This window comes from Allobosea sp. BE125, assembly GCF_031456075.1.
In the GTDB taxonomy this organism is placed as follows: Bacteria; Pseudomonadota; Alphaproteobacteria; order Rhizobiales; family Beijerinckiaceae; genus Allobosea.
Map to the genome: position 1 here is coordinate 346,407 of NZ_JAVDTY010000001.1, position 24,086 is coordinate 370,492.

Consider the following 24,086-nt stretch of genomic DNA (forward strand, 5'->3'; position numbering starts at 1 on the left):
GCGCCATTCACATCGGCACGCCCGCCCGATGCAATCGACAGGAGCGGCTTCACCATGGGGCGAGGGGCGCAGATCAGTTCGCGCAGGACAGCCGGACGCAAAACGTTGCTTGCAGCGCTGCTGGCGACGACATCGGTTGGCGCTGCCGCCACGGCGATAGTGCCCAGCGCCTTCGCCCAGGCCGCGCGGACGAGCTACTCCATTCCCGCCGGCCCGCTGAACCAGGCCCTGACCGCTTTCGGGCGCCAGTCTGGCCTCCAGATCACCTATCTGGCCTCCGTCGCTTCCGGCAAGACCTCGCCCGGCGTCTCGGGCGCCGCGACGCGGGAGCAGGCGCTGGCGCGCATCCTCCAGGGTTCGGGGCTCGTCTACTCCTTCCCGAATCCGACCACCGTCGCGATCTCGGCGCGTACGGCAGGCAACGGCTCTGTCGGCGCAGACGGCGCCGTGGTGCTCGATACGATCGACGTGCAAGGATCGACTGACGGCAGCGTCGGCTATGTCGCGACGCGCAGCGCGGCGGGCACCAAGACCAACACGCCCCTGATCGAGACGCCGCAATCGGTCTCCGTCATCACGCGGCAGGAGCTCGACGACCGCAATGTGCAGACGTTGACCCAGTCGGTCGCCTATACGCCGGGCGTGCGCTCCGAGTCGTCGGGCTTCGATCCCCGTTTCGACGCCTTCTACATCCGCGGCTTCAACGCGACCTATAACGGGGTCTATCGCGACGGTTTGCGCCTGCCCGGCAATAATATGGCGGTGTTCAAGGTCGCGCCCTATGGCGTGGAGAGCGTCACCGTGCTGCGCGGCCCGAGCTCGGCGCTGTATGGCCTCGGTTCGCCGGGCGGGCTCGTCGACATCACCTCCAAGCGCCCGGTCGATCAGCCATTCGGCGAAGTGGAATTGCAGGCGGGCAACAAGAATCGCGTCCAGAGCAATTTCGATGTGGGCGGCCGGCTCGATCCCGACGGAACCCTGCTCTACCGCCTGACGGGCTCGGTCCGCGACAGCCATACGGCCAATGTGGTGGGCGGCGACGACAACCTGCTCAACCTCGCCCCGGCCTTCACCTGGCGCCCGAACGACCAGACGAAGCTGACCATCCTCGGCGAATTCCAGGATTCGAGGAATCCGGGCGGGCTGCCATACTACGCCTGGAGCGGCGCGCGGTCGCAGACCTTCCTGCGCAGCGACCCGGACTACAACAGCCTGGCGCAGACCCAGAACCGCATCGGCTACCAGTTCGAGCACAAGTTCAACGAGGTCTTCACGGTCCGGCAGAACCTGCGCTGGGGCCAGGTCGACACCAAGAACCGCTTCACCGGCGATTCCGGCGTCGACGCCAGCGGCACGGTCCTCAATCGCTATACCGGCTATGTGCATGACGTGCTGAATTCGTTCGCGGTCGACAATCAGGTGCAGGCTGATTTCGGCACCGGGCCGATCCAGCACCGCCTGCTCGCCGGCCTCGACTACACCCATCTCAGGCTCAGCGACCGGATCGGCTACGGCACGGCGCCGGGCTTGAGCCTGGTGACGCTGCAATCGCTCGGCCGCTTCACCGACCCTGCCTTCAGCACGATCGGCAGGCAGACCCAGGACCAGATCGGCGCCTATGTCCAGGAGCAGGCCAAGTTCGGCCGCTGGACGCTGACGCTGTCGGGACGGCAGGACTGGGTGCGGACGAAGACGGTGGATCGCGTCAGCACCAGCCGTCAGGAGGCCGACGACCAGGCCTTCACCGGCCGCGTCGGTCTGACCTATCAGTTCGACAACGGCATCGCGCCCTATGCGACCTATTCGACCTCGTTTGCGCCCAATCTCGGCGTCGATCCGACGGGCGTGCCCTTCAAGCCGACCACGGCCGAGCAGGCCGAGATCGGCGTGAAATACGCGCCGACCGGCTTCGACGGCTTCTTCACCGCCTCGCTCTTCCGGATCACGCAGGATGGCGGCCTCGTCGCCTCCGACGCCAACCCCTATGTGCAGGTCCAGCGCGGAGAGGTGCGCGGCCAGGGGCTCGAACTGGAGGCGGTCGCCAATCTCGGCGCGGGCTTCCGCGTCAGGGGCTCCTATGCCTATCTCGATCTGGAGACCATCACCGGCACCGCAGGGACGGTGGGCAAGGTACCCGTGGCGACGCCGCGCCACAGCTTCGCGGCCTGGACCGACTATACCGTGCCGGACGGGCTGACGCTCGCCGGGCTCGGGCTCGGCGTGGGTGTCCGCTACACCGGTTCCAGCTATGGCGACGCCCAGAACACTTTCAAGAATGACGCGATCGCGCTCGTCGACGCTTCACTGAACTACGATCTGGGGCGGGTGAATCCCGCGCTGAAGGGTTGGTCGGCGAAGGTCAACGCCCAGAACCTGTTCGACACCAAATACACGACCTGCGAGGCCGGCTATTGCTACAAGGGCACCCGCAGCAGCGTCATCGCGAGCCTGCGCTATCGCTGGTGAGGGCGCGGGTCCTGCCATGCGCCTGGATCGCCGGACCCTCCTCGCCGCCGCCTGCTGCTTGGCTGTGCGCGGCGGTGTGGCTCGCGCCGGCGAGCCCTCGCCGCCGGCGCGCATCGTCTCGCTTGACTATGGCCTGACCGAGACGCTGCTCGCGCTCGGCGTCGCGCCGATCGGCATGGTGCAGGTCGGCGCCTGGGCGGATTGGGTGGTCGAGCCTGCCTTGCCGGCCGGCATGATCGACCTCGGTGCGGATCGTGAGCCGAATCTCGAATTGCTGGCAGCGATCAGGCCGGATCTGATCGTGACGACGCCCTATCTCGCCGCGATCCGCCCGGTGCTGGAGCGCTTTGCCCCGACCCGGACCTTCTCGATCTATGCCCCGCCGGGCGGGCGGCCTTATGAGCTGAGCGTCGCGGCAACGCGTGAACTGGCTGGTCTGCTTGGCCGTGCGACGGAGGGCGAGGCGCTGATCGCGCGGGCCGAGGCGCGAATGGCGGAGATCCGCGCCAGGCTCCGCGATAGGGCCGATATCCCGCTGCTGATCGTGAGTTTTCTCGATGCGCATCATGTCCGGGTCTATGGCGCAGGCAGCCTCTTTGACGACACGCTGAAGCGCTGCGGCCTTGCGAATGGCTGGCGGGGCCCGAGCAATTACTGGGGCTTCGCCACGGTCGGCATCGAGGCCCTGGCGGCCGTACCGGAGAGCCGGCTGGTCTATCTGGAGCCGATTTCCGGCGACATCCTCTTGAGGCTCGCGGGCAGCCCGCTCTGGAACAGCCTGGCCTTCGTCCGCGCCGGGCGCATCCAGCGGCTGCCGGCGGCATTGATGTTCGGCATGCTGCCCTCGGCGATGCGCTTCGCCGCGCTTTTGGGCGAGCATCTTTCCGCAACGGGACGTTCCGGTGGCTGAGGCTCTCCATCGCAAGGGCCCCGCCGGCCTCGTCGTGTTCTGCCTGGTCGCGGCGGCTGCGGTGAGCCTATGGGCGCTCGCAAGGCTGCTGCCGCTGGAGCTGTGGTTCGACGCCCTGCGCAGGCCGGACCCAGCCGATGCGCGCCAGATGCTGGCGGCCTATAGCGTCCTGCCGCGGCTTGTCACCAGCATCCTGTGCGGTGCTGCGCTGGGGCTTGCCGGGGCGCTGCTGCAATTGGTGCTGCGCAATCCGATCGCCTCGCCGACCACGCTCGGGGTCGAGGCGGGGGCCAATCTTGCCTTGTCGGTCGCCATGCTGTGGGCGCCGGGGCTGCTCGCCTTCGGCCGGGAATGGACGGCGCTGGCGGGCGGGCTGCTCGCTGTCGCCGGCGTGCTCGCCCTGTCCTGGCGCAAGGGGCTGGCGCCGGTCTCGGTCGTGCTCTCGGGGCTCGTCATCGGCCTCACCTGCAGCGCCGTGGTCGCGACGCTGATCCTGTTCAAGACGCATTACCTCGCCGGCCTGTTCATGTGGGGGAGCGGGTCGCTCAGCCAGCAGGACTGGTCGGCCGCGACCTTCCTTGCGCCGCGCTTCGTCGTCGTGGCTGCGTTGAGCGCCTTCCTGGTCCGCCCCTTGACCTTGCTGAGCCTGGACGACGCCAATGCGCGCAATCTCGGGCTGTCGATCGGGGTCGCCCGGCTCGCCGCGCTTATCCTCGCCGTCGCCTTGACGGCTTGCGTCGTCAGCACGGTCGGCATCATCGGCTTCCTCGGCCTGGCCGCGCCGGCGCTCGCGCATGTCGCGGGGGCCAGGCGGGTCGGGGCGCGCTTGGCCTGGTCGGCACTGCTGGGTGCGGCTCTGCTCTGGCTGACCGATCAATGCGTGCAGCTCGCGGCCGGCGCCGACGGCACGATGCTGCCGACTGGCGTGGTCACGGCCCTGTTCGGCGCACCGCTGCTGTTGTGGCTGCTGCCGCGTTTGCGCCAGTCCCAGCAAGGCGTGCTGCTTTCCTCGGCCGGGCCGGCACCTCGCCGCAGCGCTCATGCGGGACGGGTGCTTGGCTGTCTCGGTGTGCTGCTCGTGATTGCGACCATACTCTCCGTCATGGTCGGGCGCGGCCTCGACGGCTGGCATCTGAGCCTGGGCGGCGAGCTCGATCTCCTGCTGCCTCTGCGCCTGCCGCGCGCGCTTGCCGCCCTGTCGGCGGGCGCGATGCTCGCGGTCGCCGGCTGCATGCTGCAGCGCCTGACCGCCAATCCGATGGCGAGCCCGGAGGTGCTGGGCGTCAGCGCCGGCGCGGCCTTCGGCTTTGCCGTTGCGCTGTTCACGCTGTCCGAGGTCGGGCGGGGCACGCAGCTTCTCGCCGCCTCCGCTGGCGCGCTGGTTGCGCTGCTGGCGATCCTCGCTCTGGGGCGGGGGAGGGGCGGGGCATCGGGATCGACCTTGCTCGTCGGCATCGCGCTCGGAGCGTTGTTCGACGCCGTTGTGACGGCGCTGATGGCCGACGGCGATCCCAGGGCGGTGCTGCTGCTGAACTGGATGACCGGCTCGACCTACGCGATCGACGCATGGGGTGCCGCCGTCACCCTTGCCGCGGCCGCCGGATTGCTCATCCTCCTGCCGCTGGGCGCGCGCTGGCTCGACATCGTACCGCTCGGGGCCGGGACGTCGCTGGCGCTGGGGCTTCACCCCAGGCGCAGCCAGGCGGCGATCTTGCTATCGAGCGCCGTGCTGACGGCGATCGCGACGCTCATTGTCGGCCCGCTGACTTTCGTGGGCTTGATGGCGCCGCATCTGGCGCGGCAACTTGGCCTCCGGCGGGCCCTGCCTGAGTTCATGGGGGCCGCTCTCGCGGGCGGCCTTGTTATGGTCGCGGCCGATTGGGTCGGCCGCAGCATCGCCTTTCCCTGGCAGATTCCGGCGGGGCTCGCCGCCTCGATGATCGGCTGCCCCGTGCTGCTATGGCTCCTCTCGCGAAAGTCTTCCTGATGGCGGCGCAAGCGCTCATCCCCGACACGATCCATTTCGATCTGGCGCCGCGTTCGGGCGGCGCGCCCTACCGAATCTTCCTGCGCATTCCCACAAGCGCGCGGCCACCGCAGGGCTGGCCGGTGCTCTATCTGCTCGACGCCAATGCGATGATCGCCACAGTGGCCGATATCCTGCGGGTGCAGGCGGCCTATCCGCTCGGGACCGGCATCACTGATGGCGTCGTGGTCGGCATCGGTTACCCGACGGATGGGGCCTATGACAGCGTCAGGCGCTCCTGGGATATGGGGCCGCCGCCGGGGCAGGTCTATCCGCCCCACACGCCCGGCGGTCCGGATGTGCGCACCGGCGGGGCCGACGAATTCCTCGCCTTCATCGAGGACGAGTTGAAGCCCGAGATCGATCGGCGCGTCATGGTCGACCGGCAGCGCCAGGCGATCTTCGGTCATTCCTTCGGAGGGCTCTTCGTCCTCCACGCGCTGTTTCGCCGCCCGGCTGTGTTTTCCGCCTGGGTCTCGGCGAGCCCGGCGATCTGGTGGGAGGGAGCGGGCATCGTCGCCGAGGCCGAGCGCTTCCTGGCGCAGGGCGAGATCGAGCCGCCAGGACGCGTGCTTCTGCAGGCGGGCGAGTACGAGCAGGCGCTCGCGCCGTTCCAGACAGGCGCGGCTGATGCGGAAAAGCGCATCATGGGCTTTGCCGAGAGCCGCATCGTCGACAATGCGCGGGCGATGGCGGAACGGCTCGCGCGCGCCCCAAACCTCGCGACGGAATTCCAGTTCCTTCCCGGCGAGACCCATATGTCCGTGCTGCCATCCGCGCTCAATCTGGCGGTGCGCTTCGTGTTCGGAACGCCGGCTGCGTAATGACGCCTTTGTTCGAACTCGACGCGGTGGCCTTTGCGATCGCGTCTCAAGCGACCGCGGAGGCGGCCGGCAAGGCGCTGCGCTGCGCGAGCAGCTTGTCGATCCGCTTGCCGTCCATGTCGACGATCTCGAAGCGCCAGCCCTCATAGTCGAAATGCTCACCGGCTTCCGGAAGCCGTCCGAGCTGGAACAGGGCGAAGCCGGCGATGGTGTGAAAATCGCCCTCCACCGATCCCGACCGGAAGCCGAGACGGGCGAAGGCGTCGTGCGCCAGCATCGCGCCGTCGAGCAGCAGCGAGCCGTCTTCGCGCTCGACGATGTCCGGCTCTTCGCCTTCCGTATCCGACAGGTCGCCGGCGATAGCCTCGAGCAGGTCGGTCTGGGTGACGATCCCTTCCAGGCTGCCATATTCGTCGATGACGATGGCGAGGCGGACCGGGGCCTTCTTGAACTGGTCGAGCACGCGGAAGATCGGCACGCCTTCGTGAACGATCACGGGTTCGCGGATCACGGCTATCGGGTCGAGCGTCTTGCCGTCGAGCACCTGGTCGAGCAGGTCCTTCTTCAGGATCATGCCCAGGGGCTCGCCGACATCGCCGCGCCCGACCAGGAGCTGCTCGTGGCGGCAGGCGCGGATGCTGCGCAGAATCTCGGCCAGGCTGTCATCGGCGTCGATCCACTCGATGTCGCGGCGCGGCGTCATGATGTCGCCGATGCGGCGGTCGCCGATATTGAGGACGCGTTCGACGACCTCCTGCTGCGTCTGCTGGAGGATGCCGGCTTCCTGGCTGGCCTGGATGAGGAGCTTGAGCTCTTCGGGCGAATGCAGCGCATCCTCGCCCGTACCGGGTCGCAAGCCGCATAGCCGCAGCAGGAGATTGCCGAGGCCGTTGAGCGCGATGATCGCCGGCCGGAGCAGGAACAGGAAGAGGCCGAGAGGGCGCACGACCCAGAGCGCAGTGCCTTCGCTGCGCTGGAGGGCCAGGCTCTTGGGGGCGAGTTCGCCGAGCACAATATGCAGCGTGGTGATGATGATGAAGGAGATCGCGACCGCGATCGCATGGGAGCTGGCCGTCGCCAGGGATCCGGGCAGCGCGTTCAGCAGGGGCATGATCAGATGTGCGAGCGCCGGTTCGCCGATCCAGCCGAGGCCCAGGGACGAAATCGTGATGCCGAGCTGGGTGGCTGCGAGATTGGCGTCGAGATTGTCGACGGCCCGCTTCAGGGCACGGGCATTGCTCCTGCCGGCATTGACCAGTTCGGTCACGCGGCTGCGGCGGACGGCGACGAGGGAGAATTCCGCTGCGACAAAAAAGCCGTTCGCGGCAACGAGAACAAGTACAGCGAGTATCCCGATCAGATCGGGCATACTGCCATCGGAACTAGGCATGATCTCCTTCTGGGCGGCGGGCCGCCACGGACTATTGCTGGAGCTTCCCGTATAGCACGGCTTTGCCTGATGCATGTGACCACATATGCGGCAACCGGGCTGGGGCGATGCTTCGCCCGAGCCTGAGGGCTCTTGGCGCGAAGCGATGATTATTCGGCTATTCCAGACAGCTTGCGGCAAGACGCTGGGGGTGCTGCCGTTTCAAGCCTGATAGCCGATCCGGGTTTCCGGCGGTCCGGGCACGCCAGGCTGGCATCGGCGCCTTCGGACAACGCCGCATTGAGCGACATCCCCGTCGCGAGCGTATAGGAGACGGCGCGTTTTCGGATGGAGAGCTTTCGCGATGGCGAATGCATGTTCGGCCGGTATCGACACCGGCTTCGCCGCGTTGGATTTCGGGCAGATGGTGGTGCTCGGCCTCGTGCAGGGCGTCAGCGAATTGCTGCCGATCTCCTCGACGGCCCATATGCGCGTCGTCCCGGCGGTGCTGGGCTGGCCGGATCCGGGATCGGCCTTCTCGGCGCTGATGCAATTGGCGGCGCTTGCCGCCGTGGTGACCTATTTCCGGCACGACGTCAGAGAGATTGCGAGCGGGTCCTGGCTCGCGCTGAGGCGTCGCGAGACCGGCGGGCCGCAGTTCAGACTGGCGGTCGGCATCGTGCTGGCAACGATCCCGATCGTCGTCGCGGGCGTGCTGCTCGCCCCATTGCTCAATGCCTGCGGCTCGCCCTTGCGCTCGCTCTGGGTGATCGGCGTGAGCTCGATCGTGATGGCGCTGCTCCTGGCCCTGGCCGAATGGCTGGCCCGCCATGACCGCAGCGTCGAGCAGGCCAGGCTTCGGGATTTCCTCCTGGTCGGCCTCGCCCAGGTCGGCGCGCTGATCCCCGGCGTGTCCCGCTCGGGATCGACCCTGACCGCGGCGCTGGGGCTGGGTTTCAAACGCACGGAGGCCGCGCGCCTGTCCTTCCTGATCGGCTTGCCGGCGATCGCGCTGGCCGGTCTCAAGGAGGCGGTCGAGCTTGCGAGGGCCGGCATCGATGCGCGTGCCGTGGCTTTGCTGCTGGTGGGCCTCGTCGCCGGTTCGCTGGCGTCATTTGCCGCGGTCTGGGGGCTGATGCGCTTTCTGGAACGGATGTCGAGCTGGCCGTTCGTTCTCTATCGCGGCTGCATGGGCATCCTGCTTTTGTTGGGAGTGGCTGCGGGTTGGCTGCATTAGCGGTTGAGCGATCTAGCGATAGGCGAGAGCTTGCCCTCAGCCCAGGAGCGCCTTCGCATAGGTCCGGCCGGAATTGGCGATATGCGCGGTCATCAGGCTGGTGAAGCCGGCGAAGTCGCCGGCCTGGAAGAAGCCGAGGATGGAGCGGTGCTCCTCGAAGGAGAGCGGCGTCTGGACGTCGATGGGCGAACTCAGATTGGTCCGCAGCGCCGCGACACGCCCGGCCACGAGCCGGTAGGATTCCTGCAGATAGCGATTGCCGCAATGGTTGAAGAAGGCCTCGTGCAGGGCGGTGTCGGCGCGGCCATAGGCGACGTTGTCCCTGGCCTTCAGCGCCTGTTCCATGCCGGCGATCGCCGCCTCGATCTCGGCGACGACACTGTCGCGGTCGTGGTGATAGGCGAGCTCGGCCGCCTTGGGCTCGAGGATGATCCGGAACTGGCAGATCGTGGCGATGTCCTCGGCATCGGGGCTGAAGACGAAGCTGCCGACCTGCGGCTTGATCACCACCAGGCCCTGCAGCTGAAGCTGGTTGAGCGCCTCGCGCACCGGGGTCCGGCTGACGCCGAAGGACTGCGCCAGCATCTCCTCGGCGATGAAGGCGCCGAGCGGCAATTCGCCTTCGATGATCGCCTGGCGGAGGCGCGCGACCGCCTTCTGCGCCAATGACTTCGTGGGCTGGAGCTTCAGTGACAGCATGGCGAGGTTGGTTACGCCTCGTGAGGACGGCGAGATGGAGCGGAGCAGGAATGCCCGAAGCCGGGAGAGGCTTCGGGCATTCTCATAACAGATTTGCGCGAGAACGAATGGCCGGGTCAGCTGCGACCCGTAAGCCGCTCCCGAGATTGTAAGCGCCGAAACTCAACTTCCGCGAATGCGCTTGAGATCTCCGAGGACGAGGTCGAGCGCCTCCTGCCCGATCGAGGCGGCGTTGCGCTCGTAGATGACCTTGAGCTTGTCGCGCAGCCTCGCGGTTTCCTCAGGCGAGATCTCGTTGACCTGCATGCCCGCGGCCTTGAGGTTGGCCAGGCTCAGATCGGACTTCTCGCGGTTGACCTTGCGCTGCTCGGCCTGGCCGACGATGGCGCATTCCTTCAGCACGCCTTGCTCGGCGGGCGAGAGCGTGTCCCAGATCTTCCTGGAGAACAGCACCAAGGTCGGGCTGTAGGCGTGCTTGGTCAGCGTGAGGTATTTCTGCACCTCATAGAACTTCATGTTCTCGATGTTGTTGTAGGGGTTTTCCTGCCCGTCGACCGTCTTGGTCTCCAGTGCCGAATAGACCTCGGAGAAGGCCAGCGGCACGGCATTGCTGCCGAGCTCCTTGAAGGTGTCGATGAAGATGGTGTTCTGCATCACCCGCATCTTCACGCCCTGGAAATCCTCGGCCTTGGTGATCGGCCGGCGCGAATTCGTGGTGTAGCGGAAGCCGTTCTCCCACCAGGCGAGATTGATGACGCCGACGGCCGGCAGCTTGTCCGAGAACCAGGTTCCGGCCTTGCCGTCGAGAACCTGGTCGGCTTCCTTCTCGTCATTGAAGAGGAAGGGCAGGTCGAACACGCCGAGTGCCGGCACGATGCCGGTCAGGGGTGCGGTCGAGGTCAGCACCATGTCGAGCGAGCCGGTGCGCACGCTTTGTGTCGCGGTGAGGTCGTTGCCGAGCGCTCCGTCCCAATAGGGCTGGATTTTCAGCTTGCCGCCGGATTTCGCCAATGTGCAGGCGCCCATGGCGGCAAGGCCGTTGCCCATGGGGTGTTCCTTGCTGACGCCGTTGGAGACGCGGATGCTGCGCTCCTTGAACTGGGCCGCGGCGGGGCCGGCGATACAAGCCAGGGCAATGGCCGCAAACGCGGCGGGCAAGCTCACAAGCAGCGATTTTTTCGTCATTTTCTTGATCCTCCCTTTTTGAAATCAACGCGACAGCCAGGCCAGCGGAACCATCACCAGTCCGGGGAACAGCACGAGCAGGAACAGCACGAGCAGTTCCGCCCAGAGGAAGGGCCAGAGCCCCTTCATCAGATCGCTCATCGAAATGTTGGCGACGCCGCACATCACGTTCAGCACGATGCCGACCGGCGGCGTGATCAGCCCGATGGCGTTGTTCATGATGAAGAGCACGCCGAAATAGACGGGATCGATCCCCGCCTGCTTGATCACCGGCATCAGCACCGGGGTCAGGATCATCAGGGTCGGCGCGAAATCCAACGCCGTGCCGACGACGACCACGATCGCCATGATGACGAACATCAGCAGGATCTTGTTGCCCATGAAGGGGCTGAGCATCGCCGCGACCTGCTCGGGCAGCTCCGACAGAGTGATCAGCCAGGCCGAGATCAGGGCGGCCGCGATCAGGAAGACCACGACGGAGGTGCTTTTGGCTGCCGCAACCAGCAGCGGATAGAGCTGGCGCAGCGGCAGTTCGCGATAGACGAAGGCGCCGATCACGAAGGCGTAGACGCAGGCTGCGACGCCGGCCTCGGTCGGTGTGAAGACGCCGAATTTCAACCCGCCGATGATGCCGAGCGGCATGATCAGGGCCCAGATGCCGTCGATGCCGGCGCGCGCTCGCGCGCCCCAATCCTGGCGTGGCAGCACCGTGACCTTGTCGCGCCGCGCAACCCACAGCCAGGCGATGGTCAAAGACAGGCCCATCATCAGGCCGGGCACGATGCCGGCGAGGAAGAGCTTGCCGATCGAGACATTGGCGATGACGCCGAAGACGATCAGTCCGATCGATGGCGGGATCACCGGGGCAATGACGCCGCCGGCGGCAATCAGCCCGGCCGCGCGCGGCACGTTGTAGCCGGCCTGCCGCATCATCGGGATCAGCAAGGCGCCGATCGCCGCAGCGTCTGCCGCCGCGCTGCCGGAGATCGCGGCCATGACGACGGAGGCGAAGATCGCGACGAAGCCGAGTCCGCCGCGCAGATGGCCAACGAAGGTCAGCGCGAAGACCACGATGCGCCTGGAGATGCCGCCGGCATTCATCAATTCGCCGGCGAGCATGAAGAAGGGGATCGCCAGCAGCGGGAAGCTGTCGGCGCCCTCGATCAGCTTCTGCGACAGGATCGCGGTGTCGATATTGCCCTGCATCAGCATGAGGGCGACCGCGCAGACCAGCAGCGCGAAGGCGATCGGCATGCCCAGCGCCATGGCGCCGAGCAGCGAGGTCGTGAAGACGACGACGGTCACGGGCGCAGTTCTCCGGCGACGGGCGGATGGGGCATGTCTTCGCTCTCGCTGACGTCGATCAATTCATCGTCCCGGATCACCCCGGTGGCGACGCGCCAGAGCTTGGTCGCGGCGTGCAGGCCGATGCCGAGCGCCGTGACATAGCTCACGCCATAGACCCAGATCATCGGCAGGCCGGTCACCGGTGCTGCCGTGGTGGCGTTCACCTCGTGCTGGACCCAGGTGCCCTCGAACAGCATGATGCAGCAGATCAGGATCAGGGCCTGGCTGAGGGCGAAGCAGATCAGCCGCCCGCGGCGCGACAGGGCGCGCACGACGGTGTCCATGCCGAGATGGCTTCCGTCGCGCATGGCCAGCACCGCGCCGATGAAGGTCAGCCAGACGAAGCAGAAGCGCGACAGCTCTTCCGAGACGACGATGCCGGAGTTGAAGACGTAGCGCAGCACGACATTGCCGAAGACCATCACCACCATGGCGAGCAGCAGCGCGGCCAGCAGCGCCTCGATGAGCTTGAAACCACGCGCCATGGTCAGATCACCTTGCCGGGATTGAGCAGATTGTCGGGGTCGAGCGCCGTCTTCAGCGTCCGCATCAGCGCGATTTCCGGCTCGCTGCGGGCATGGCCGAGCCATGGCTTCTTCATGGTGCCGATGCCGTGCTCGGCCGAGATGCTGCCGCCGAGTTCGCGGACGAGACCGTAGATGATCGCGTCCATCTCCGCCTTCGGCTGCTGCTCGATGGCAAGCCCCGGCACCCAGGTGACGAGATGCAGGTTTCCGTCGCCGATATGGCCGTAATAGACGCTCTCGCAGCCGGGAATGCCGGCATTCAGCGCTGCCTTGCAGCGCGTCGCGAAGACGTCCATGCGCGCCACCACGAGGCCGATATCGTAGGAGACATGCGGGCCCAGCACCTGGCCGAATTCGGCGCAGGCGTCGCGGACGGCCCAGAAGGCCTGTGTCTGTGCATGCGATTGCGCAACGGCGGCGTCAGTGAGGACGCCTTGCTCCATCATGCCTTCGAGCCAGGCCTGGAAACGCGCTCCGTCGGCGGCCTCGTCCGAGCCATGCGTCTCGACCAGCACATAGAAGCCATGGCCGCTGCCGACGGGAGCGCGCACGCCGACGCGCTCGGTGACGACCTGCCAGTAATCCGGCCACATCACCTCGAAGGCCGAGAGGTTCGGGCCGAGGCCGTTGCGGGCTTCGCCCAGCAGCGTCACCACCGCGTCGTAGTCTGAGAGCGCGCAGAGCGCGGCCATGGTCGAGCGCGGCTTGGGGAACAGCCGCAGCACCACGCGGGTGATGATGCCGAGCGTTCCCTCCGAGCCGATGAAGAGATGCTTCAGGTCGTAGCCGGCATTGTTCTTGAGCAGCTTGTTCAGATTGGTGACGACCGTGCCGTCGGCGAGCACGACTTCGAGCCCGAGCACGAGGTCGCGCGTCATGCCGTAGCGGATGACCCTGTTGCCGCCGGCATTGGTCGAGAGATTGCCGCCGATGGCGCAGGAGCCGCGCGAGCCGAGATCGAGCGGGAAGAGGAAGCCGGCGGCGTCGGCTGCGTTCTGGATCAGCTCCAGCGGCGTGCCGGCCTTCACCGTCATCGTGGCGCTGGCGGTATCGATCTCCTCGATGCCGGTCATGCGCTCGAGCGAGATGGCGACCCAGCCCGCCTCGGGCGTCGCGCCCCCGCAGAGCCCGGTCATGCCGCCCTGCGGCACGAAAGGCAGGCCCGCCGCACGGCAGGCAGTGACCGCCTGGGAAACTCCTGTCGCATCAACCGGTCGCACGACGGCCAGGGGCCGGCGAGGGAGCTGGGCGCTCCAATCGTTGCAGTTGCGCGCGGGAACATCGGCCCCGGTCAGGACTGCATGCGCCCCGAGCTTGGCCTTCAGATCCTCAAGCGCATCCTCCGCGCGACGGGGTTGGTTCATCGCAAGCATCGCGTGACCGCCCTCTTGTATGTAAGGTACAATCTTCTAGAAGGCGTGATGACGCGGGTCAAGGGGCGGCGGCGCTGGCCCTGAAAAATCCAAGGACGAGCCCGAGCTCATCGCCGATACGCTGAGCGCCTTGCCAGCAAAGGCAGTTTAGGATGTGTTCGTTTTGCTGCTCGTGGCGGCGCAGCCAAGGCCGCTCGGAAGCGCACGCCTCCCCACACTGACCTTGCTGTCAGTGTCCGTGTCCGCTTTCCGGCAATGGTTCAACTTCCGCTCCTGGCGCATAGCGGGCTTGAGGCCTTTCTCGACCGACCAGATCGGCGAATTCGCATGCTGCATGATGGTCTTTGGAACTCGCTCGCCGACACTTGCTTTGGCCGCTGACTTCTTCAAAGCCGTGTGGACTTGCGCCCTCTCGCGGCAGATTGTCTGTCGTCGTGTAGTCGGCGGGGATCGTGAATGCGCTAAGGTCGCTGGCGCGGTGTTGCGCATCGAAGGGCGACAAAAGGCAAAACGTGACATATCGCTTCGTCCACGCGGCAGACATCCACCTGGACTCGCCGCTGCGTTCTCTCGCGCTGCGTGATCCGGACCTCGCCGATCTGATCGGAAACGCCACCCGGCGAGCCTTCGTGCGCGTCGTTGATCTGTGTCTCGACGAGCAGGTCGATGCGCTGCTGTTGGCGGGCGATCTCTATGATGGCGACCAGGCCTCGATGAAGACGGCGCGCTTCCTGGCCGAGCAGCTCCGCCGGCTGCATGAAGCCGGCATCCGCGTCTTCGTCATCCGTGGCAATCACGATGCCCTGTCGCGGATCAGCAAGGAGCTGACCTTGCCGGATTCGGTGAAGCTGTTCGGCGGCCGCGCTGAAGCGATTGCGATCGAGCGGGACGGTGGCCAGTTTCCCGTCGCGATCCATGGCCTCAGCTTTGCGCAGCCCCATGCCCCCGAAAGCCTGGTTGGCAGGTACAGGCCACCCGTCGAGGGCGCCGTGAATATTGGCCTGATGCACACCAGCCTCGCCGGCACGCCCGGACATGACCTCTATGCGCCGTGCAGCCTCACCGATCTGCAGGGCACTGGCTTTCGCTACTGGGCGCTCGGCCATGTCCACAAACGTTCGATCGTCGAGGGCGGCTGCGCAATCGTGATGCCCGGCATGCCGCAGGGGCGCGACATCAACGAGGCCGGTGCCAAATCCGTGACCCTGGTGACGATCGGCGACGATCGCTCGATCCGAATCGAGGAGCGCGTTACCAGCATCGCGCAGTTCGAGAGGGTTGCCGTCGATGCGACAGGCATCGACGATTGGCGCGACCTCGTTGCGGCGCTGGCGCGAGCGCTGGAGCAGGCGCGCGGCGACGTCGCCTCAGAACATCTTGTCGCCCGTTTGCGGGTGACGGGAGCGACGCCACTGGCCTGGCGCATCCGGCGCGATCTCGATCTCCTCAAGACGGAAGCCGACGATCGGGCATCGGTCATCGGGAGCTGCTGGGTTGAGAAGCTCGAGGTCGACTGCCGGGCCCCGGCTGCGGTGGCTGGCGCTCCGGCTGATCCCCTCACCGAACTGCGCCGCCTGATCGACGAGGAGGTCATCGGCTCCGACGCATACCAGGCCGAGGTTGCGGCCATTGCCGAGGAGCTCAGGACACAGCTTCCGCAGGAATGCCGCGGCCTGCTCGGTTCAGACGAGGAAGCGTTCAAGGCCATGATCGCAGCCCTGGCGAAGGACGGGTCCGAAGACGTGCTAGCCCGACTCCATGCCGGCGCGGAAGGCGGCGTTTCCTGATGCGCCTGAAATGCCTTGACCTCACACGCTACGGCAAGTTCACCGATCATCGCATCGAGTTTGGCGAGCGGGTGGAAGGCCAGCCCGACCTGCATATCGTCTACGGTCCCAACGAGGCCGGCAAATCGACCGCTCTTGCCGGTTTTCTCGATCTTCTCTTCGGGATCGAAACGCGCAGCCGCTTCAACTTCATCCATCCCTATCCGACGATGCGCATTGGCGGGAGATTGGAGCTTGCCGGTGGTCCCCACGAGCTCGTTCGGATCAAGCGACCACAAAACAGTCTGCTCGATGCGCGCGACCAGCCGATTGCCGAAGGCGTCCTTCTGGGAGAACTCGGCGGCATCGATCGTGAATCCTATCGCACCATGTTCTCGCTCGACGATGCAACGCTGGAAGCCGGCGGCGAAAGCATCCTGTCGAGCAAGGGCGATCTCGGCCAGCTCTTGTTTTCGGCGAGCGCGGGTCTCGCGGATCTCAGCAAAGGCCTCGTCGATCTCAAGACAGAGGCCGAGGGCTTCTACAAATACCGTGCCCGCAGTGGCGAGCTGTCGGACCTCAAGGCCCGTCTCGGGGAGCTCAAGGCGGAACGGGAGCGGATCGATACTCTCGCGTCCGACTATGCCCAGCTTATCGAGGCGCGCGATCGGGCCGCGATCCATTATGAAGAGGCAATCGTCAGCCGCAGCCGTATCCAGGCGCGCATGGACGAGATCCAGCGCCATCTCAGCGCCTTGCCGCGCCTGACGGATTTGCGCGCGCTTCGAGAACGCATCGCGCCTGTGGCCGACCTTCCCGACGCTCCGCGCGGCTGGGCCGACGAGCTGCCGCAATTGCAAAAGGACGAGATCGAGCTCGGCATTCGCGCGCAAGGCCTCACCGAGGAGATCGCGGAACTGTCAGGGCAACTCGACGCGATCGTCGTGGATGAGGCGGCGTTGCGGTTGGCCGACAAGGTCGAGCGGCTCGCTGATCTGCGCGCTCGCCATGTCACGGCCGAGAAGGACATCCCTGAGCGCCACCTGCAACTGCGCGAGGCCGAACTCGCGATCTCCGCGATCCTGGGCCGGATCGATCGGACCGGAGAAGCCAGCCCCGATCGTCTTGTGCTGGGAGCCTCCATCATGGGCGCTCTTCGCGCCCTGATCGAAACGCGCTCCGGCGTCGAGGCGGCGCTGAAATCGGCGGCCGATGAGCTGTCCGAGGTTCGTCGGCGATTGGACGAGGCGCAGGCGAACCTGCGCGAGGCTGGCGGCGATCCGCAGATGGGGCAGGGACGAGAGACGCGAATGTCATCGCTCGCAGCAACCGTTGCGGCCGCGCGGGCGGATGACCACGCGGCTCGGCGCAGATTGGCCGAAAGGACTCGTGACGCCACTCGCGCGACGCTGGCGGATCGCTTGCGCGAGTTACGGCCGTGGAACGGTGACATCGACGAGCTTGTCGACCTGCCGGCGCCCGATGCGGGGGAGATTCAACGCTGGACACTGGCGACCGCTGAGGCACAGAAGCGGGTCGATCAGTATGCCGGGGAGGTCGAGCGCCTGACGACGGAGCAGATCCGCCTGACGGCCGGGTTGGATGCGCTCAGTGGGATCTCAGGTCTCGTCTCGGATCAGGAAGCTGCGAGCATTCGTGCAATCCGGGAGCAGGCCTGGGCCGCTCATCGGAACAAGCTCGACACGGCTTCTGCCGATGGCTTCGAGGCGGCCCTTCGGCGTGACGACATCATCACGAGTGGGCGACTGGGCCATATGGGAGATCTCGCAAAACTCCACCAGGCGAGCCAGGCACTGGCCATCGTCAAGGCGGAGTGCGATCGCGCCATAGAACTCCGGAATGTCGCGGCAACGGCTCTGCAAGGCATCCAGCGCGAGATTGCCGCGGCTGTAGCTGCGACCTGCCCAGCTCTGTCGGACAGCATGGCGCTGCCCCAGTTCGAAGCCTGGCTCGGTCGGCGGGACAAGGCACTGGAGGCGCGGGCGCTCGACCGTGCAGCGGAAAGTGGCCTCCGTGAGGCGGAGGCCGACGCCGTGGCCGTGCGGGATCGGTTGGCGACGGCGCTCGAAGCGGCCGGTCTGCTGCAGGACGCCGATGCCCGGTTCGAGGCGCTGCTCGTAGCAGGCCAGGGAGCAATCGATCGAGAGGTCGAATTGAAGGCGTTGCGGGCCAGCGTAGATGAACGGCGGCGCGATCTGTCGAGCCGCGAACGTGAGCTCGAAAAGGCTACGGAGGCCGACCGGGACTGGAACGCCTTATGGACGAAAGCCTGCTCTGCCTGCTGGCTGGGAGAGGGCGGCACAGTGCCGACGCTCTCGACCGTTCGCGAAATCCTCGTGGCCATCACTGAACTGGGGCCCGTGCTGGAGAAGAAGGCCAGCCTCGTCGACCGGATAGGCAAGATGGAGAAAGATCAGGCCGCATTCCGCGACGAGGCTGAAGCGCTCGCCAGTGAGATGGGGATCATTGCGCCGTCGGGCGATATCCTGGATCTGGCCCAGGCGGTCAGTGGTCAGGTTCAGCTAGCCCAGGCCGAACGCACGCGGCGGGCGACCGCCGCCCAAAACCTCGAAGTTGCTCGGACCCGACAACGCACGCTCTCCGAGACCTGGGCGATCCATGATCACCGCAAGATCGAGATGACCGCTTTCTTCGGCGTCGCGACCTTGGCGGAGGTGTCGGGCAAGCTGGCGGCCATCGAAAAGAGGGCGGAACTGACGGCGCGGATAGAGGCGGCCGAGCGTGACATCCTCGCTGCGCTTCGGCTGCCTACAATAGACGAGGCGCAAGCCACGCTCGATCGTGCCGATCACACCGCCCTGGAGGCTGAGCTTGTCGAGCTGAAGGCTCGCTTCGATGATCAGGACCAGCGCAGCCGTGACATGTTCTCCGTCCACAGCAAGGCGCTCGACCAGGTCGAGGCCGTCGGCGGCGATGGCGCCGTGGCGAGGATCGAGGAAGAGAAGCGCACGCTGCTGCTCGACATCGAGGATCGGGCGCTCCGCTATCTCAGGCTGAAGCTAGGCGCCGCCGCGGCCGAACAGGCGCTGCGCGCCTATCGCGACCGGCATCGCAGCTCGATGATGGCGCGCGCTTCCCAAGCCTTCGCGACGATCAGCCGTGGGGCCTATACCGGGCTCGCTGCCCAGCCGGAGAAGGACGGCGAGATCCTGATTGCGCTGGCAGCTGGCGGAGGTTCAAAAGAGGCTGCGGAACTGTCGAAAGGCACGCGCTTCCAGCTCTATCTCGCGCTGCGCGTCGCGGGATATTACGAATTCGTTGCCTCTCGGCAGCCAGTGCCGTTCATTGCCGACGATATCATGGAGACTTTCGATGATTTCCGCGCCGAGGAGGCGTTCCGGCTCTTCGGGGAGATGGCGCAGGTCGGGCAGGTGATCTACCTCACCCATCATCCGCATCTCTGCGAGATCGCGCGGAGGGTCTGCCCGGGCGCCCGGGTTCACGAGCTTGCCCTTGGTTCGCGATGATACTGGAAGCGACGCGTCGCAGATGAGGCAATTCTGATCCTCGCATGAGTATGCGATGAAGGTCCGCTTCCGACCGCTTATCGAACAGCTTTGCAAACATCTGGGCTTCCCACCGCCAGCGAATTGAGGCTCGAACCTTTCAAGTCGCTAACCTGGCTCGACGGGCGTTCCGCGATTCCCGATGAGCATGCTTGGCAAACGGATCAGGCTGCGACGAAACCGTGAGACTGCGGTCTCTTTTGTTGGTGGATCCAGCGCCTGCGTTCTCATTCAATGATGGACGCGGTCTCCTTATTAGGAGGCTGAATTTTCGTATCATACTGATATAACTACATTTTAACTCTCGCATTTTGCCTTTCAGACCAGCGGCGGCGGGCTAGGCAGGATGCGGCCAGCGAGGGCGAGGTCCGCCTTTCCCGCGCTGTCTCGCGCCCGTCATTGCGATAGGGTCGTTGCGACGGAGGCGATGCACAAAGCCTCAATGGCCTGACGGAGACAGGATGAGCATTCGCGCGCAGCTGATCGAGCGGTTCTTCCGCTATCTGGCGGTCGAGAGTCAGAGCGACGCCAAATCCACGGCGTTGCCGAGCACGCCGGGCCAGCAACGGATGGCCGCCTTGCTGGCGGAGGAATTGCGCGCGCTCGGGCTCGAGAAGGTCGTCATCGACGACCATGCCACCGTCACGGCGGTGAAGCCGGGCACGCGGCCGGCCGCGCCACGGATCGGCTTCATCGCACATGTCGACACGGTCGACTCCGGGCTTTCGCCAGTGATCCACCCGCAGATCCTGCGCTTCGACGGCGAGGATCTCTGCCTGAACCGGCAAGAGGATATCTGGCTGCGTGTGGCGGAGCATCCCGAGATCCGCCCCTGGGCCGGCGCGGATATCATCGCGAGCGACGGCACGAGCGTGCTCGGAGCCGACAACAAGGCCGCGATCGCCGTGATCATGACGTTGCTTGCCAATCTGCGCCCCGAGGATGCGCATGGCGACATCATGGTGGCCTTCGTGCCGGACGAGGAGATCGGCCTGCGCGGCGCCAAGGTCCTCGACCTCGCCCGGTTCGACTGCGATTTCGCCTATACGATCGATTGCTGCGAACTCGGCGAGGTCGTGATCGAGAACTTCAACGCCGCGGCTGCCGACATCGTCTTCAGCGGTGTCAGCGCTCACCCGATGTCGGCCAAGAATGTCCTGGTGAACCCGCTGCTGATGGCGCACGACTTCATCAGCCAGTTCGACCGTAGGCAGACCCCCGAGCACACCGAGGGCCGCGAAGGCTATATCTGGTTCCATGACATCGTCGCCAATGTCAGCGAGGCGCGGTTGCGGGTGATGATCCGCGACTTCGACAAAGCCTCGTTCGAGCGGCGCAAAGCGCGCCTTGGCGAGGTTGCGGCACAGATCGCCGCGCAATATCCGAAAGGCCGCGTCGACTGCCAGGTGAGCGACACCTACAGCAATATCCATGACAGCCTGGGCGATGACCGCCGCTCGGTCGACCTGCTCTTCGCGGCACTGGCGGCGCTGCAGATCGAGCCGAAGCTGATCCCGATGCGGGGTGGGACGGATGGCGCCGCACTCTCCGCCAAGGGGCTGCCGACGCCGAATTTCTTCACCGGCGCCTATAATTTCCACTCGCGCTTCGAGTTCCTGCCCGTCCCGGCCTTCGAGAAGTCGTTCGATGTCGCGCGCATGATCTGCAGCCTGGCGGCGCAGCCGGTGGGGCGGGCTGGTAAGGTCTGACAGCCTCTGGGGCGTGGAACCGATTTCGACACGGCTGCCAGCGCGTTCTTCAGGATGAAGACTGTGTTTCCAAAAGCGGTCTCGATGGCAGGCGGATGAACTGTAGAACGCGGATTTTCTGCTGATATAGTCGTTTTATTGCAGTAATTTTTGATTTTCATTCCGGAATTATGTGCGGAACTTGAAATAGACCGCTTCGGCTCTTCGAAAATAAGGCGCGGCGAAGTCGTTCAGACACCGCGCGAAATGGTCGGAAGCAATTGGAATCAATCTCGTCGATTCTTCGCCTTTAGTCGCTGGTTAGCCTGCCATCGGCGTAACCGGTGATGCAACAGGCGATAGAATGACGTGGACCTCCCCGAGCCGGGTTTTCAAGGCGTGGCTCTCTGTGTCGGCCGGGCTGGCCATGTTCCTGCTGGTTTTCGGCGGCGGCGCGGCGTTCGCGCAGGCCGTGGTCGTGCAGGGCAACAGGACCGTCGATGCGGAGACGATCCGGGGCTATGCCAGCGACCCCGAGGCGGGAACGCCCGAGCAGATTCGGCAGAAGCTGGTCGCCAGCGGCCTGTTCTCCAGCGTCCAGGTCAGCCGGCGCGGCTCGCAGATCGTCATTGCCGTGCGCGAGAACGAGGCGGTCAATCGCGTCGCCTTCGAGGGCAATCGTCGCCTGAAAAGCGACGTCCTGCTGCAGCAGATCCAGTCCAAGGCCAACGGCCCGCTGAGCCAGGCGCTGATCGATGCCGACGTTCAGCGCCTGAAGGATGCCTATCGCCGCGCCGGCTACGGCCTGGCTTCGGTCAGCGGGCGCATCAACACCTTGTCGAATGGTCGCTCGGATGTGGTTTTCACGATCTCCGAAGCTGGCAAGACCGGCATCAAATCGATCAATTTCAGCGGAAACAATGTCTATTCGTCGGACCGCCTGCGCGATCTGATGACCTCGACCGAGTCGAACTTTCTCAGCTTCATCAAGACCTCGGACGTCTATGAGGCGGACCGGATCATCTCCGACCTCGAAATCATCCGCCGCTATTATCTGAAGAACGGCTATGCCGATTTCCAGATCGTCTCGAACAAGGCCCATTTCGACGAGGCGCAAGGCGGCTGGATCATCGACATCGCGGTCGAGGAGGGGGCGAAATACCGCGTCGGCAATGTCGCGGTCGATTCCAAGCTGCCCGACATTGATCCCAATGCGCTGCAGCGCGTCATCGCGACCTCCGCCGGCGACACCTACAACGCCGAAGCGGTCGAGAAGTCGTTGCTGGCCCTGACGATGGAGGTGTCGCGTCGTGGCTATGCTTTCGCGCAGGTCCGTCCGCGTGGCGATCGCGACGCCGCCGGCCACCTCATCGGCATCACCTATGTCGTCGATGAGGGGCCGCGCGTCTATGTCGAGCGCATCAATGTGCGCGGCAACACCCGCACCCGCGACTATGTCGTGCGGCGCGAACTCGATCTCAGCGAGGGCGACGCCTACAACAAGGTCCTGGTCGACCGGGCCGAGCGTCGTCTCAACAATCTCGGCTTCTTCAGCAAGGTTCGCATCACCAACGAGCCGGGCTCGACGCCCGACCGCGTCATCGTCAACATCGATGTCGAGGACAAGGCGACCGGCTCGTTCTCGATCAGCGGCGGCTATTCGACCTCGGATGGCGTCATCGGCGAGGTCGCACTGTCGGAGGCGAATTTCCTCGGCCGCGGCCAGTTTGTGCGCATCGCCGGCACGCTCGGCCAGCGTACCCAGGGCGTCGATTTCTCCTTCACCGAGCCCTATTTCCTCGGCCATCGCGTTGCAGCCGGGTTCGACGCGTTCTCGAAATACAATGATTATTACAGCACGAGCCGCTATTCGAGCCGCGTGACCGGTGGGCAGGTGCGCCTGACCTTCCCGATAACGGAGGAGTTCTCGATCACGCCGCGCTATTCGCTCTATACGACGGAGATCAAGGTCCCGAACTCGACGGACTATCCCTATAACGACTGCTCGAACGTGATCACGGGCACGACGCCGGGGACAACGGGCGCAACTGCGGAAAGCTCAACCTATAACTGCCTCACCAATGGCGAGGCGTCGGTCGCGGTGAAGGAGGCGCAGGGCTCGACCATCACCTCCCTGATCGGGCTGAACCTGAACTACAACTCGCTCGACAACATCCAGAAACCGCGCAACGGCTTCGTCGCCGAATTGAAGCCCGAATATGCCGGCCTCGGCGGTGATTCGAAGTTCCTGCGCGTCGCTGCGGATGCGCGCTATTATCGCGAGCTCTTCGACGATGTCGTCGGTTTCGTGCGGTTCCAGGGCGGCCATGTCCAGGCGACCAGCGGCGACCTGCGCATGATCGACCATTACTCCATGGGGTCGAACCTGGTACGCGGGTTCTCCTCCACCGGCATCGGCCCGCGCGATGTGCTGACAGGCAGCGCACTCGGCGGCACGACCTATGTCGGCGGCACGCTCGAAATGCAGTTTCCGTTGCCGGGCCTGCCGCGCGATGCCGGCCTGCGCGGCGCGATATTCGCCGATGCCGGCACGCTGTTCAATTATGACGGCGGCTCGAAGACGATTACCAGCGCGAGCTATACGGGCTGCCCGACCGGCTCTGAAGCCCGGCAGTTCAAGGTCACGACGAGTTCGAGCTACCAATCCAACGTCGCCTGCGTCCGCGACAACAACGTCATTCGCTCATCGATCGGCGTCAGCCTGCTCTGGCAGTCGCCGCTCGGTCCCATCCGCTTCGACTACGCCTATGCACTGACGAAGGATGATGGCTGGCGCGACCCGACGACCGGCATCAAATATGGCGGCGACAAGATCCAAGCCTTCCGCTTCTCGGGCGGCACGCGCTTTTGAGCTCATCGCGTCTGCGGCGGATAAGCCGCCGGAGACGCGATCATTCCGCGACGATGACCTTGATGCCCTCTGCCGACAGGGCCGCAGCGAGGGCCTCGCCGGAAGCTCGTCCAGCATCAAGCGCTGAATCCGCCTGAGCTCGCAGACCTGGAAGATCGCGGTTCTCCCGAGCTTGGAGCCGTCGGCGATAACAGTCGGCGAGCGGCTCTGACCGAGCATCGCCTGGGCGATCTCGGCCTCGTCCCAAGA

At 65.5% G+C, this 24,086-nt stretch carries 15 protein-coding genes; 9 read left to right on the forward strand and 6 right to left on the reverse strand.

The annotated features are described in order from the left end of the window. Window positions 1–105 precede the first annotated feature (105 nt). Genes J2Y55_RS01635 through J2Y55_RS01650 form a run of 4 tightly spaced genes read left to right on the forward strand, consistent with a single transcriptional unit; the run spans window position 106 to window position 6,226 of the window. The gene (locus J2Y55_RS01635; RefSeq protein ID WP_310146975.1) at window positions 106–2,466 is read left to right on the forward strand and encodes a TonB-dependent siderophore receptor; all 2,361 of its coding nucleotides are present in this window, start codon (window positions 106–108) and stop codon (window positions 2,464–2,466) included. 16 nt (window positions 2,467–2,482) lie between these two features. Further along, window positions 2,483–3,376 (forward strand): ABC transporter substrate-binding protein, encoded by an 894-nt coding sequence (locus J2Y55_RS01640; RefSeq protein ID WP_310146977.1) that lies wholly within the window; start codon window positions 2,483–2,485, stop codon window positions 3,374–3,376. Beyond that, entirely contained in the window at window positions 3,369–5,363 is a 1,995-nt protein-coding gene (gene fhuB, locus J2Y55_RS01645; RefSeq protein ID WP_310146979.1) for a Fe(3+)-hydroxamate ABC transporter permease FhuB, read from the forward strand. The genes J2Y55_RS01640 and fhuB overlap by 8 nt, the downstream gene beginning before the upstream one ends. Continuing rightward, window positions 5,363–6,226, forward strand: a complete 864-nt coding sequence (locus J2Y55_RS01650; RefSeq protein WP_310146980.1) for an alpha/beta hydrolase — start codon at window positions 5,363–5,365, stop codon at window positions 6,224–6,226. Before fhuB ends, J2Y55_RS01650 begins: the two co-directional genes overlap by 1 nt. Before the next feature lie 46 nt (window positions 6,227–6,272). On the opposite strand, the gene J2Y55_RS01655 is transcribed toward J2Y55_RS01650, so the two are convergent. Further along, window positions 6,273–7,616 carry a hemolysin family protein gene (locus tag J2Y55_RS01655; protein WP_310146982.1) on the reverse strand — a complete coding sequence of 448 codons (1,344 nt, stop codon included), beginning with the start codon at window positions 7,614–7,616 and terminating at the stop codon, window positions 6,273–6,275. 343 nt (window positions 7,617–7,959) lie between these two features. Here J2Y55_RS01655 and J2Y55_RS01660 point away from each other — a divergent pair, with 343 nt between their 5' ends. Further along, window positions 7,960–8,832, forward strand: coding sequence for an undecaprenyl-diphosphate phosphatase (locus tag J2Y55_RS01660; protein WP_310146984.1), 873 nt, complete (start codon window positions 7,960–7,962; stop codon window positions 8,830–8,832). A gap of 36 nt (window positions 8,833–8,868) precedes the next feature. On the opposite strand, the gene J2Y55_RS01665 is transcribed toward J2Y55_RS01660, so the two are convergent. From J2Y55_RS01665 to J2Y55_RS01685, 5 genes are all read right to left on the reverse strand, one after another. Beyond that, a complete protein-coding gene (locus tag J2Y55_RS01665; protein WP_310146986.1) occupies window positions 8,869–9,531 on the reverse strand; it encodes a GntR family transcriptional regulator in 663 nt (220 codons plus the stop codon). A gap of 162 nt (window positions 9,532–9,693) precedes the next feature. Then, window positions 9,694–10,716, reverse strand: coding sequence for a TRAP transporter substrate-binding protein (locus tag J2Y55_RS01670; RefSeq protein ID WP_310146988.1), 1,023 nt, complete (start codon window positions 10,714–10,716; stop codon window positions 9,694–9,696). A gap of 24 nt (window positions 10,717–10,740) precedes the next feature. Next, a complete protein-coding gene (locus J2Y55_RS01675; protein WP_310146990.1) occupies window positions 10,741–12,021 on the reverse strand; it encodes a TRAP transporter large permease in 1,281 nt (426 codons plus the stop codon). After that, the gene (locus J2Y55_RS01680; protein WP_310146992.1) at window positions 12,018–12,548 is read right to left on the reverse strand and encodes a TRAP transporter small permease; all 531 of its coding nucleotides are present in this window, start codon (window positions 12,546–12,548) and stop codon (window positions 12,018–12,020) included. The genes J2Y55_RS01675 and J2Y55_RS01680 overlap by 4 nt, the downstream gene beginning before the upstream one ends. A gap of 2 nt (window positions 12,549–12,550) precedes the next feature. Then, window positions 12,551–13,954, reverse strand: coding sequence for an FAD-binding oxidoreductase (locus J2Y55_RS01685; RefSeq protein ID WP_404978791.1), 1,404 nt, complete (start codon window positions 13,952–13,954; stop codon window positions 12,551–12,553). Between the two features lie 521 nt (window positions 13,955–14,475). On the opposite strand from J2Y55_RS01685, the gene J2Y55_RS01690 reads away from it, so the two are divergent. The 4 genes from J2Y55_RS01690 (at window position 14,476) to bamA (ending at window position 23,837) form a co-directional block, all read left to right on the forward strand. Next, window positions 14,476–15,750, forward strand: a complete 1,275-nt coding sequence (locus J2Y55_RS01690) for a metallophosphoesterase family protein (protein WP_310146998.1) — start codon at window positions 14,476–14,478, stop codon at window positions 15,748–15,750. Then, window positions 15,750–19,238 (forward strand): ATP-binding protein, encoded by a 3,489-nt coding sequence (locus J2Y55_RS01695; protein ID WP_310146999.1) that lies wholly within the window; start codon window positions 15,750–15,752, stop codon window positions 19,236–19,238. Before J2Y55_RS01690 ends, J2Y55_RS01695 begins: the two co-directional genes overlap by 1 nt. A 500-nt stretch (window positions 19,239–19,738) precedes the next feature. Beyond that, a complete protein-coding gene (gene pepT / locus J2Y55_RS01700; RefSeq protein ID WP_310147002.1) occupies window positions 19,739–20,986 on the forward strand; it encodes a peptidase T in 1,248 nt (415 codons plus the stop codon). 343 nt (window positions 20,987–21,329) lie between these two features. Beyond that, window positions 21,330–23,837 (forward strand): outer membrane protein assembly factor BamA, encoded by a 2,508-nt coding sequence (gene bamA, locus J2Y55_RS01705; protein ID WP_310147004.1) that lies wholly within the window; start codon window positions 21,330–21,332, stop codon window positions 23,835–23,837. Window positions 23,838–24,086: the final 249 nt, after the last annotated feature.